Origin of the sequence: Paludibacter sp. 221, assembly GCF_010501035.1 — a bacterium.
Lineage (GTDB): Bacteria > Bacteroidota > Bacteroidia > Bacteroidales > Paludibacteraceae > QVMH01.
Genome location: NZ_QVMH01000040.1, coordinates 1 through 11,177, shown reverse-complemented (window position 1 = coordinate 11,177; position 11,177 = coordinate 1). Strand labels below are relative to the sequence as shown.

Below are 11,177 nucleotides of genomic sequence, written 5' to 3'. Positions count from 1 at the left end.
TTTACCAAACTTCCACTCCTAACGGAGTGCATATATTTGAATTTTAATACATCAATCAATATAAAGTACTGATAATTAAAACTGTAACTTTTTATTGAATATAATCTCTAATAATTACTTCATTTTTTTCTTCACTTTCTTTTTCAATGCTTTTGTCATCGCGAATTTCGAACGAGTCGAAGTCGGTGAACAGTTTATATGTACGCCAAACGGCAAACCCAAAAGCAAAGATACCTAATAATATAACAACCGATTGTTGCATAATACATTAATTTTAATTGTGTTTGACATGCGATTCTTTCACCGAGTCTGAATCGCCCTTAATCATACGATATATTTCGTAAACAACACATCCTACAACAAAAATACCTATAATACCTATTAAAATACTTTCCATAGCTTTATTACCTTTTTTTAAAATTCCCAAACAGCTTCTTCATATCCCGATGTTTCAGTTCTGATTTCTATAGCATTGGATTTACAACTACGCTCGCACTTTCCACAGCCTGTACAATTCTCCGGATTGACAAGCATAGCGTAGGTTTCATCCCTCAACTTAACAAGTCCCATTGCCTTACGGCGGCATCTTTCGACACATAACCCGCAACCGGTACAAAGCTCTGTCGATACATTAACCGAAACTCCTGTTATTTTTCTTCCGAACATTTCTTTATTTATCTTTAAATTTATTCTTTACAATTTGTTTTTTTGAGGCCTCCTTCTATTTATGTAGACGAACGGCGACGAAAAATATTTTAAGGACATGCAAAATATTTTCATTTTTTTGTCATTAAAACAAAATAACCCACTCAAAAACAAAATATTTACCCCTCCTATTTTATTTACTTTATTACTTTTGTATGAAGAATATACTGTGGCTTAGTGCCTCCGTGTTTGGAAAAAATAATAACAAAACACTTAGAATATGCGTTTCAATAAAAAGAAAAAAATCAAATCAGTCGTAATGCTTGTACTTACAGCGTTAATCTCATTCTCATGTAATACGGAAAAACGTCCTTTACATATTTTTATGGCGGGTGACTCTACTATGGCCAACAAAGTGTTGTACAAAACAGTGACCGATTCCGTTACCGGCAAAGAGATACAGGAAGACTTCCCCGAAAGAGGCTGGGGAATGGTATTGCCCCAATTTTTCACGGATAAGGTAGTCATCCAAAATTACGCTAAAAACGGGCGAAGCACACGTACATTCATTTCCGAGGGGCTGTGGGATTCTATCGCAAGCAATGTAAAGCAAGGCGATTATGTGATTATCCAATTCGGGCACAACGATTCGTCTGAAGCCAAGAAAGACCGTTATACCTCGCCGGGCGATTATAAGAATAACCTGATTAAATTTGTTGACGAAACACGTGCAAAAGGCGGAAATCCTATTCTTTGCACTCCTGTAGCACGCCGCAAATACAAAGATGGGGAAATAGTAAACACACATGGTATTTATACCGATTTGGTGGCTGAAGTAGCAACAGAAAAAAACGTGCCGTTGGTAGATATGTACAAGTACACGAGCGAATGGCTGAATGAAACAGGCGAAGAAAACTCGGCCCGGTTTTTTATGAATATCCCTGCGGGAGTTAATAAAATTTATCCGAACGGGCTAACAGACAATACCCATTTTGTACAAGCAGGAGCGGAAAAAGCAGCAGGATTTTTTGTAGAAGATATTAAGAAACAACAGATAGAAGGGTTGACAAAATATCTGAAAAAATGATTAATTCATTTTTAAGTACCAATTTAAGTACTTATATTTGTACTTATTATTAAGGTAATCATTATGAAAATTGCTAATTATTCCGATTTAAGAAATAATCTGAAAACATACCTCGATAGTGTGGTCAATGATAAAGAACCGTTGATTATTCACCGTTCGGGCGAGAGTAATAGCGTTGTTGTCATTTCTTTAGATGAATACAACTCGATGAAAGAAACTGAGTATATCACTTCATCGCCCGAAATGATGAACCGTTTACGTGAGGCAGAAAAAGAGGTTCATAACGGAAAAGGAATCAGAATCAATTTGGATGAATTATGATGCAAATTGTTTTTTCTCCTCAAGCAATAGAAGACTATGAATATTGGAAAAATAATCCTGTTGTACTTAAAAGAATTAAGCGGCTGCTCGTAGATATTGCCGAGCACCCGTTTACAGGAATAGGTAAGCCCGAAAAATTAAGGCCCGAACTTTCAGGGAAATGGTCGAGGAGAATTGATTCCGAACACCGTATTATTTATTCTGTGAACGAAGAATATATCGAAGTTTATATTCTCGCCATGCGATACCATTGTTCAAAAAAATAATTTTTACAGAAAAAAACTAAATGACCACAATAGAGATTCCATCATTAGACACAATACACGATAGTGCAAAAAAATTTATTGAACAAATCGGAGACAGAACTGTTTTTGCATTCAACGGAAGCATGGGAGCCGGAAAAACTACTTTCATCAAAGCCATTTGCGACGTTTTCGGAGTGCAGGAGTCGGTAAATAGCCCTACCTTCTCTATTGTGAACGAATATGAAACCGAAGATGGAGAAATTATCTACCACTTCGACTGTTACCGGATAAACAAAATACAGGAGGCACTGGATTTGGGAGCAGAAGAGTACCTGTATAGCGGCAATCTCTGTTTTATAGAATGGGCCGAAAACATAGCCCCACTCCTGCCCGACTCGCTTGTAAATGTAAATATAAAAGAAACAGAGAACGGAAAAAGAGTTGTCAGAATATGTCCTTAGAATCAAGAGCCAAGAGCCAAGAATCAAGATAAAAGATTGAGTACTCGTAACTAACTAATAACTAATAATTAAACATTAACAATTAACTCTCTCTCACTGGCGCAAGTTTAGCTCAGCGTAACTTGTGCCGAAAACAAGCGCAGTTTTAAACTGCGAAAAACATAGTCACAAGTCACAGACTTGCGACAAATAAAGGAACTAACTGAACCTATGCGTCAAAAAAAGAATCAAGAACCAAGATATGCCAATATACCTAATGTAACAACACTTGTTTACTCGTTTACTTGTCTACTCGTCAACTAAAACATTATGAAACAAAAGAAAAAATCAAAAAACCAAAAAATCGTGATTCAGGCTGTAAAGGCTTCACGAAAACAAAGCCGTGAGGAAGAGATTAAAACTTATGGCAAGCCATTAAATTTCAACAAAATAATCCCTTCGAAGAAAATTTACAGCCGTAAAAAGAATAAGGTAGACCAAAATAATGATCTACCTTAATTTTTTTTCATCTATAAGTATTCAAGAGAACAAATCCCGATGAATCCCTTCTAAGTTCAATAATTTCATTTTTCGGTCGAGCCCTCCGGCATATCCTGTGAGGGAATTATCCGACCCAATAATTCGGTGACAAGGAACTATAATTGCTATCTTGTTCATCGCATTGGCATTGGCTACAGCCCTCACTGCTTTAGTATCGCCTATCCTCGTAGCCAACTGTTTGTACGAAACGGTTTCGCCCTGTGGAATTTTCAGCAGCGCTGACCACACCTCTTTCTGAAAATCAGTCCCAACCAAATCCAGCGGAACAGTGAAAATTTTTCTTTTTTTGCCGAAGTATTCTTCTAACTCGTTTTTTAACTGCTGAAAATAAACGCTTTCTCCATCGGCAATAGTTCCGCCTAAAGATTTTGCCAATTTCCGAAACTGCGAATCAATATTTTTACGGTTATCAAACTCAAGCAGGCAAATACCCTTGCCGGTAGCACAAGCATACATTATGCCAAGAGGAGTTTGTATTTTTGTTTGATAAATCACCACCGAACCTTTCGACGGAGACTTCCCAATATCAGTTTTCATAAGCATTTTTAAAATCTATTTGTACGCAAAGACGGTAAAACGCGAAGCCAATTCATTTTTGCATTTTACCGTCTTTGTATTACAATATAAATAAGTCAGTTAACTACCAAATATGAACACGTTTTTCTACAGGTACAAACATGGGGTCGCCCTCTTTCACATCAAAGGCATCATACCATGCCTGAATGTGTGGCAAAGCCCCATTCACACGCCATTTGCCCAACGAGTGAGGGTCGGACTTGGTGCGTACCAGTATCTCCTCAGGGCGGATATTGCCAGCCCATACAGTAGAATAAGCCAGGAAGAAACGTTGCTCAGGAGTAAAGCCATCTTTAGCCGCCAAAGGAGCATCTTTGGTAGCATTGCGAAATGCCTGAAAAGACACCTGTAAACCACCATAATCGGCAATGTTTTCTCCCAAAGTAAACTTACCATTGGCATGCACTCCGGGAGCCACTTCGATAGCATCGAAGAAATCGACCATTACCTGTGCACGCTCCTCAAAACGCTTTGCATCATCCGCTGTCCACCATTCTTTCAGGTTTCCGTCTTTATCAAACTGGCGTCCCTGGTCGTCAAATCCGTGTGTCATTTCGTGTCCTATCACCACCCCTATTGCACCATAGTTGAAAGCATCATCAGCCTCCATATCGAAAAACGGATATTGTAGTATTCCGGCAGGGAAACAGATTTCGTTGGTAGTAGGATTGTAATAAGCATTCACTGTTTGTGGGGTCATCAGCCATTCGTCCTTATCTACTTCTTTACCTGCTTTGGCAAACATATAAGCATACTCGAACCGATTGGCACGTTTCACGTTTTCGTAATACGAATCGTTCTTTATTTCGAGTCCCGAATAATCGCGCCATTTGTCGGGGTAACCTATTTTCACATGAAAAGTATTCAGTTTTTCATGTGCTTTCTCCTTCGTTTCGTCACCCATCCAATCCAATGCGCTGATGCGTTCGCCCAAAGCTATTTGCAAATTGTGAACCAGATTGAGCATACGCTCTTTAGCAGCAGGCGGAAAATAGCGTTTCACATACATCTGTCCTACAGCCTCGCCCAGAACGCCATTAACGGCTCCTACAGCACGTTTCCAACGTGGCGACTGTTCTTCCTTACCCGACAGGATTTTGCCGTAAAAATCGAAGTTCTGTGCGTAAATATCATCACTCAGGTAACCGGCTGCACCGTCAATCAGTTTCCATTGGGTGTAAGCTATCAGGTTTTCCAACGGTTCGGTCTTAATTATATTCCCAACTTCAACGAGCGATTCTTTTTGCGAAACACTTATTTCTTTCACATCGCCCAATCCCAAGGTCGAAAGGTACATTTTCCAGTCGATAGCCGGAACAAGTTTTTGCAACTCGTCGATAGTCATTTTATTATAGTTTGCGTACGGGTTGCGAAGTTTCACATTGTCGTAAGCAGCCGTTGCCAACCGTGTTTCAATTTTCATCACGGCTTTCATATTTTTTTGTGCCTGTGCAGGAGTAAATCCGGCTAATCCGAACATTTTCACTACATGCTTTTTGTATTCTTCGCGGATATTGGCTGTATGCTCGTCTTTATCCAGATAATATTCACGTTCGCCCAAGCTTATTCCGCTTTGATAAGTCTGAAGCAGATATTGTGAACTGTTCATGGGGTCGGCATCCACATAAAGCGTAAAATAAGAATCAGTGCCGCAAAGCAATAATTCGGGAATCAGAGTGGAAAAATCTTTTTTACTTTTTACGGAAGCTATTTTTTGTAAATCTGCCGACATTGGAGCATAACCATCCGCATTCAGTTTTTCACTGTTCATAGCCAGATTATATAAATCTCCTATTTTCTGTTCAATAGTACCCTGCTGTGCCGGCTGTGATGCTATATTTTCAATCAACCCTTTCAGTTGTTCACGGTTATCTTCGGCCAGTTTATCAAACGATCCAAAGCGAGAATACTCGCCCGTCAGCGGATTTCTTTCCATCCATCCCCCACAAGCGTATTGGTAGAAGTCTACTTTAGGAGAGATGCTTGTATCCAAGTTATTCACATCTATACCCGGTTTCAGAGTATCTTTTTTCGGATTGCATGCTGTTGTCATAAGCGTTAAGGCAATAATTGGTAAAATTAATTTTTTCATTAGATATTCCTCTTTTTAAAATATTTATTAAAAAAGCAAAGGTAAATGATTTTCAGTTGATATTGCCAGTTATTTCCGGATTTTTTCGGGAACGGAAAACAAGTACGCCACATAGGTTCAGATAGTTTACACATAGAGGCACATAGTTCTTTTGTTCGGCTCTTCCTGTCCCTCGTTTGTAACGAGAGGTAGGTATGGTTTTTCGGAACGGAAAAGTGCATCACATAGGTTCATTGCCGGTGCGGACTTGTAGTCCGTGTCCTGCTTTGGGAAAAGCAGTAGTTCTTGCTCTGTGAGCAAGGCACAGATAAACATCTGCGTCAGCGAGGGGGGGAGAGTATTCGTTTTTTACTCCTAACTCCGTTTTATTTCATTAAAAAAGCCTGAAATGTAGTCATTCCGGGCTTTATCAAAATAGTTATGGTTTAAGAAAAATGTTATTTTTGAGTCTTATTTAAGACGTTTCAAACGATACAATAATTGTTGGTTAGCTTGTTGAATACCATCCAGAATACCTCCGCTGAATCCTTCTTTAAACGAATCACGTATTTTTTCGGTCGTTTCATAAAAGTCTTCCACATGCTTCACAATGTTCGAAGGGCGTTTGGTTTGAGGAATCGTAATTTCTAAATCGCCGTATACAGCATAACTTGTTTCTACCAAAGCATCAATCGGGTCATTCAATTCATCAATAGCCTGATCTAGTGCCATATGTGTAGCATAGCTGGCAGCACCCGTTACGTGCCAATGGTAAAGTTTCAAACTATCGCGATATGATACTAATTCTCCTAAATAATTTACTATTTCTTTTGTTTTCATAATTGTAAGGTTTATATTTATTATTGTAATCTCTACAACTAAAACAAGCATAGAAAGAAAAAGTTCAAAACAAAGAAATATTCTATTTTGGCAACAAAAGAATTTGGAGTATAAAGCGGATAGTTGCTATTATTAAACTACCACCCCAAAAGGAGGTGGTAGTTTAATTAATACTTTCTTCCTCTACACCGTCGATGATGCGAAACAGTTCATCCAGTTTTTCGGTACGTAGCATGGCAATGCGCGTTTCCTTAAAATGCGGAATCCCTTTAAATACAGGAGTAACAGCCAGATGACGGCGCGAATGAAGAATGCCTTTGCGCTCATCTTCCAGCCAGTTTATCGAATCTATTACCTGTTGTTTTACAATGGCTTTCTGCTCATCAAAGCTTAATGACTTAAATTGTTCGCCATGAAGTAGATAGTGTTTCATTTCGGCAAATACCCACGGCTTTCCTATTGAAGCCCTGCCTACCATTACCGCATCCACTCCGTATGTATCAAAACACTCTTTTGCACGCTCAGGCGTGGTTACGTCGCCATTGCCAATGATGGGAATATGCATACGAGGATTGTTTTTCACCTCGCCAATTAGTGTCCAGTCGGCCTCGCCCTTATACATTTGCGAGCGGGTACGCCCATGAATAGCCAAAGCTGCAATACCGCAATCCTGTAACTGCTCGGCCAAGTCTACAATAACCTTACTGGAATCGTCCCAGCCCAAGCGGGTTTTTACCGTAACAGGTAGATTAACCGCTTTTGCTACTGACCGCGTTATCTCAAGCATTTTAGGAATATCGCGCAACAAGCCTGCTCCTGCTCCTTTTCCGGCAACTTTCTTTACCGGACAGCCAAAATTCAGGTCGATGATTTCCGGACGGGCTTCCTCGGCTATTTTTGCAGCCTCCACCATAGCATCTACTTCCCTGCCGTAAATCTGAATAACTACGGGGCGTTCTTCGTCTGAAATATTAAGTTTCTGTTCCGTTCGCTTTACATTCCGTATCAGCGCATCGGCCGAGATAAATTCGGTATATACCATATCGGCCCCAAACTTTTTACAAAGCAAACGAAAAGCAGGGTCGGTAACATCCTCCATCGGAGCAAGGAAAATGGGGTATTCGGGAAATTCAATATCAGCTATTTTCATAAAAGGGAATCAAGAGCCGGAAATAAGGACTTTATTTTTTGCAAAAGTAAAGAGATTTTGCGAAATAAGAAGAATGAATATAAAAACAGTAGGACAACCTCATCAAAATTACATTTTAAAATACCAGTTTTGTTAGGCTTTGCTCTTTCGTTCATTAACCTCCAAGTCCCTCTCTTTGAGAGAGGGATTTAGGGAGAGTTCCGGTATTCTCGCCATTAAGCCGGACGGGCTTTTACTTTTTCCAACCTCACCCCTACCCCCTCTCCTTGAGGAGAGGGGAAAAGTGCTGCGTTACGCTGAATTTCTTAACGCTCACCAGATGAGGCGGAATAGTTACCAACGGCTACAAAGTAGGTTAAAGTACCGAATCAACATAATTTAGTAGATTTTGATGCGAATTACCCTGTAAAACAGAAAGGTAATCGTATCAAAACTTGCTGTATACTGATTGGTATAAATAGCTAATTACTTGCAGAATAATAAACAGAAAAACCAGTCGCAAAGACTGGTTTTTCTTGTTTGTATGATTTGCCGGAAGGGTTATTTCTTGATTATTTTCCGGCTGATAATTTCTTTATCGGTTGTTATTCTGACAAAGTAAATTCCTGCATTCAGATTGGCTATATCAACTGTCGGTATATTGCCTGATACTTGGTAAACCATCCGTCCTGTATTGTCGTAAATATCGATTCCTTTTATCGTTTCGTTGGTATTGATGTACAGATTATCCATTACCGGATTTGGATAAATAATTACGCCTGAATTATTTAAATCTGTGGTGCTGCTTGTTCCTCCTTTTTCTTTTACAACTATATAATAGATATAGCTTTCTTTTTGGTTTCGTACTATTTTGTATGTTCCGGCGTTGTCCAGTGTTATAACCTGTTCGGTGAATGTCTTTCCGATAGTTCCGAGCTTGTCGGTATCGCTTGTACCAAACATTAATTTCAACGAGCTTGTGTCCTCTTTTCCAATCATTCCGATGGTCATAACAGCATCGCTTGTTGTAGTAGTGAATTCAACAGAACCGCCGCTATCCATTTTCAGCCCTTTTGCTAAAGTTACGTCGCCAAAAACTTGATTTCCTCCATTGGCAGATGTGTTGGTAGATGCGGAAAAAAAGTTGTTTGTATTAACCGATTTATCAGGGATAAATTGGTAACCATCTTTTGGGAGAGTACCTCCACCATCGCCACCATCGCCTCCATCATCGCCTCCGTTACCGCCATTTCCTCCATTCCCAAAACCGACAATATTGCTTACATGGCTGTCGATAACTGATTTTACGGCCGGATCCGGATCATCGGTTTTCTGATAATCATTGGCTCCGAAAACAATCTTCATATCGCCTCCGTTTACACGTCCGGCATATTTCTCTACATTGGCTTTTGCCTGTTCAGGTGTATCCAGTTTAAATTCGTTGTAGCCTAAGTTTTGGTCGAAGTTGCTATAAACATGCCCGCCTTGTTTAGCTGTAACTGTATTTGGAACTTTATCGGTACGGTTTGTTACTTCGTAGGCGTCAAACTCTGTATTTTGTTGTCCCGAAGCCTGCCATTTTCTGTAGCTGCCTCTCAAGCCTGTCATTATATTATTGTGGGCTTTGATAATACCGCCATCTTCGCCCGAGAAAGTTCCACTTCCGTCGCCATCCAGTATATCAGTTCCTTGCTTGGAACTAAGCATAGGGTTTTTGCTATTTTCAAAATAGTTGCTTTCTACGAATATGCTCGATTTGCGGGCTGCTCCCACACCGTATTTGCCTATGCCACGAAAATAGTTGTTGTATACGTGCACTCGTTGTGCGCAACGTACACGTGGGTGGCGCGAGTCCGAATGATCCAGAAAATTGTGGTGATAAGAGATATAGTCAATAGTATCTTCGCTGTTTCCAAACAGGTTGGCTTTGCCCGAATCCCAGTAATGATTGTACGAAACTGTACACCATTGCGAGTCTTTTATATCCGATGCTCCATCGCCTTTCTTTTTATCCCCGCCTTTGTTCTGTCCGTAAAAAAAGTCGCAGTTGTGCAGCCAGATATTGGTATTGCTGCTCTGGATAGAAACACCATCTTCCTGAAAGTTCTTGAATCCCAGATTTCTGATTTCTACATTACTACATCTTACTATATCCAAACCAAACTCCAAGTAAGCATCGTCGCCTACACCTTCGAAAGTAACTTTTTGTTCGTAAGACGCGCTGTTACCCTTGAGCTGAAGCAGCCCCACACTATTAACGTTGGGCATATCAGCCTGTTTGATAACCCCGATAAAACGTATTGCTACAGGATTGAGCGGGTTGTCTTTCTTTTCTCTCGGTTTCAGTACATTGGTATATATATCCAAGTCTTTTGCGTTTTTGGGAGTTACGTAAATTACCGTAGCACCTGCCTTCAGAGTTCCATCGTCATTGTACGCACCCGATGCTGTTCCTTTAGGCGAACCGGGCGAATGTGCAAATCCGGAGCGGTCGTGTGCTACTACGGTAAGACTGCCGGTAAGCGCGCTTTCTTCTTCTTTATTGTCGATTACGGGTGTAATTTTTAGTGTATAAGTTCCGGCTTTAAGCCCTAATACGTCGGCACGATAGTAGTATTTTTTGTCGTCGTTTTGGTACTTGCGTATGAGTTGGTTATCAATTTTTTTATCGGTTATACCTTCGCCACTATAATATACATGGAAGCTATCTGTTTCTTCAACATTTTCCCATTTTGCATAAGCCGATTCCAGCCAGCCTTTTGCTTCAATAATACTTACAACGCTTTCTGCCCTTACATAAGTAATTAATAGCAGGGCGAAGCTCAATAGAAATAATTTTTGTTTCATGTTATTTTAAAGATTAATTTTAGAGATTCCGTTTTTTTACTTGTGCAATATTACATTATTGCCATCAAGGCAGTGAGTAAATTTTGTCATTTGTATGTAGTAAAATTGACAGTTTGCTTTTTTAAGACCCTGAGGGGTTTTTGTTCAATTTGTACTTTTATGAAGTATAATATTTAAAATGTTTTGAAAAAAGAAAAGCATAGTACAGAAACGCATGCAACCCTTATTCCTTGTTAAATATTTGTATCTCAAAAATCAAGCCTTTACATTTGCATCCACATTCTTCGGGTAAAAATTGAGGAATGAAAATTGAAAAAATGAATCTTTCTCAGCAAATAACACCTCAAAAAAATGCTTTTGCAAACGTTAAAATGTTTGTAAATAGCGTTATTATGTTAGAGAGAGAGAGAGAGAG

13 protein-coding genes are annotated in these 11,177 nt (G+C 39.6%); 5 read left to right on the top strand and 8 right to left on the bottom strand.

The annotated features are described in order from the left end of the window. Positions 1 to 91 precede the first annotated feature (91 nt). The 3 genes from D0T49_RS09390 to D0T49_RS09385 are packed head-to-tail and all read right to left on the bottom strand — an operon-like array spanning position 92 to position 666. A complete protein-coding gene (locus tag D0T49_RS09390; RefSeq protein WP_163630721.1) occupies positions 92 to 262 on the bottom strand; it encodes a hypothetical protein in 171 nt (56 codons plus the stop codon). Between the two features lie 12 nt (positions 263 to 274). Then, positions 275 to 397 carry a hypothetical protein gene (locus D0T49_RS13135; protein WP_255495866.1) on the bottom strand — a complete coding sequence of 41 codons (123 nt, stop codon included), beginning with the start codon at positions 395 to 397 and terminating at the stop codon, positions 275 to 277. 17 nt (positions 398 to 414) lie between these two features. Beyond that, positions 415 to 666 (bottom strand): ATP-binding protein, encoded by a 252-nt coding sequence (locus D0T49_RS09385; protein WP_163630719.1) that lies wholly within the window; start codon positions 664 to 666, stop codon positions 415 to 417. Positions 667 to 925: 259 nt separating this feature from the next. Between D0T49_RS09385 and D0T49_RS09380 the strand changes: the two genes are divergently transcribed. The 5 genes from D0T49_RS09380 (at position 926) to D0T49_RS09360 (ending at position 3,257) form a co-directional block, all read left to right on the top strand. Next, on the top strand, positions 926 to 1,732 hold the full coding sequence (locus D0T49_RS09380) for a rhamnogalacturonan acetylesterase (protein WP_163630717.1): 807 nt from the start codon (positions 926 to 928) through the stop codon (positions 1,730 to 1,732). A 63-nt stretch (positions 1,733 to 1,795) separates the two neighbouring features. After that, positions 1,796 to 2,053 (top strand): type II toxin-antitoxin system Phd/YefM family antitoxin, encoded by a 258-nt coding sequence (locus D0T49_RS09375; RefSeq protein ID WP_163630715.1) that lies wholly within the window; start codon positions 1,796 to 1,798, stop codon positions 2,051 to 2,053. Continuing rightward, positions 2,053 to 2,319 carry a Txe/YoeB family addiction module toxin gene (locus tag D0T49_RS09370; RefSeq protein ID WP_163630802.1) on the top strand — a complete coding sequence of 89 codons (267 nt, stop codon included), beginning with the start codon at positions 2,053 to 2,055 and terminating at the stop codon, positions 2,317 to 2,319. The genes D0T49_RS09375 and D0T49_RS09370 overlap by 1 nt, the downstream gene beginning before the upstream one ends. A gap of 20 nt (positions 2,320 to 2,339) precedes the next feature. Continuing rightward, a complete protein-coding gene (gene tsaE, locus D0T49_RS09365) occupies positions 2,340 to 2,759 on the top strand; it encodes a tRNA (adenosine(37)-N6)-threonylcarbamoyltransferase complex ATPase subunit type 1 TsaE (RefSeq protein ID WP_163630712.1) in 420 nt (139 codons plus the stop codon). Positions 2,760 to 3,068: 309 nt separating this feature from the next. Continuing rightward, complete coding sequence (locus D0T49_RS09360) at positions 3,069 to 3,257, top strand: hypothetical protein (protein ID WP_163630710.1); 189 nt, start codon at positions 3,069 to 3,071, stop codon at positions 3,255 to 3,257. Between the two features lie 21 nt (positions 3,258 to 3,278). Here D0T49_RS09360 and D0T49_RS09355 read toward each other — a convergent pair whose 3' ends face one another. From D0T49_RS09355 to D0T49_RS09335, 5 genes are all read right to left on the bottom strand, one after another. After that, entirely contained in the window at positions 3,279 to 3,836 is a 558-nt protein-coding gene (locus D0T49_RS09355) for a methylated-DNA--[protein]-cysteine S-methyltransferase (protein ID WP_163630708.1), read from the bottom strand. Between the two features lie 103 nt (positions 3,837 to 3,939). Beyond that, positions 3,940 to 5,967, bottom strand: coding sequence for a M13 family metallopeptidase (locus D0T49_RS09350; protein ID WP_163630706.1), 2,028 nt, complete (start codon positions 5,965 to 5,967; stop codon positions 3,940 to 3,942). Between the two features lie 450 nt (positions 5,968 to 6,417). After that, complete coding sequence (locus tag D0T49_RS09345) at positions 6,418 to 6,786, bottom strand: DUF5856 family protein (RefSeq protein WP_163630704.1); 369 nt, start codon at positions 6,784 to 6,786, stop codon at positions 6,418 to 6,420. A 163-nt stretch (positions 6,787 to 6,949) separates the two neighbouring features. After that, on the bottom strand, positions 6,950 to 7,936 hold the full coding sequence (gene dusB / locus D0T49_RS09340; protein ID WP_163630702.1) for a tRNA dihydrouridine synthase DusB: 987 nt from the start codon (positions 7,934 to 7,936) through the stop codon (positions 6,950 to 6,952). A gap of 540 nt (positions 7,937 to 8,476) precedes the next feature. Continuing rightward, complete coding sequence (locus tag D0T49_RS09335; protein ID WP_163630700.1) at positions 8,477 to 10,762, bottom strand: T9SS type A sorting domain-containing protein; 2,286 nt, start codon at positions 10,760 to 10,762, stop codon at positions 8,477 to 8,479. Positions 10,763 to 11,177 lie beyond the last annotated feature (415 nt).

What these genes read in the sequence shown, in the direction of transcription:
- D0T49_RS09390 (WP_163630721.1), bottom strand. Translation starts at nt 262, where the DNA reads ATGCAACAATCGGTTGTTATATTATTAGGTATCTTTGCTTTTGGGTTT.
- D0T49_RS13135 (WP_255495866.1), bottom strand. Translation starts at nt 397, where the DNA reads ATGGAAAGTATTTTAATAGGTATTATAGGTATTTTTGTTGTAGGATGT.
- D0T49_RS09385 (WP_163630719.1), bottom strand. Translation starts at nt 666, where the DNA reads ATGTTCGGAAGAAAAATAACAGGAGTTTCGGTTAATGTATCGACAGAG.
- D0T49_RS09380 (WP_163630717.1), top strand. Translation starts at nt 926, where the DNA reads ATGCGTTTCAATAAAAAGAAAAAAATCAAATCAGTCGTAATGCTTGTA.
- D0T49_RS09375 (WP_163630715.1), top strand. Translation starts at nt 1,796, where the DNA reads ATGAAAATTGCTAATTATTCCGATTTAAGAAATAATCTGAAAACATAC.
- D0T49_RS09370 (WP_163630802.1), top strand. Translation starts at nt 2,053, where the DNA reads ATGCAAATTGTTTTTTCTCCTCAAGCAATAGAAGACTATGAATATTGG.
- tsaE (WP_163630712.1), top strand. Translation starts at nt 2,340, where the DNA reads ATGACCACAATAGAGATTCCATCATTAGACACAATACACGATAGTGCA.
- D0T49_RS09360 (WP_163630710.1), top strand. Translation starts at nt 3,069, where the DNA reads ATGAAACAAAAGAAAAAATCAAAAAACCAAAAAATCGTGATTCAGGCT.
- D0T49_RS09355 (WP_163630708.1), bottom strand. Translation starts at nt 3,836, where the DNA reads ATGAAAACTGATATTGGGAAGTCTCCGTCGAAAGGTTCGGTGGTGATT.
- D0T49_RS09350 (WP_163630706.1), bottom strand. Translation starts at nt 5,967, where the DNA reads ATGAAAAAATTAATTTTACCAATTATTGCCTTAACGCTTATGACAACA.
- D0T49_RS09345 (WP_163630704.1), bottom strand. Translation starts at nt 6,786, where the DNA reads ATGAAAACAAAAGAAATAGTAAATTATTTAGGAGAATTAGTATCATAT.
- dusB (WP_163630702.1), bottom strand. Translation starts at nt 7,936, where the DNA reads ATGAAAATAGCTGATATTGAATTTCCCGAATACCCCATTTTCCTTGCT.
- D0T49_RS09335 (WP_163630700.1), bottom strand. Translation starts at nt 10,762, where the DNA reads ATGAAACAAAAATTATTTCTATTGAGCTTCGCCCTGCTATTAATTACT.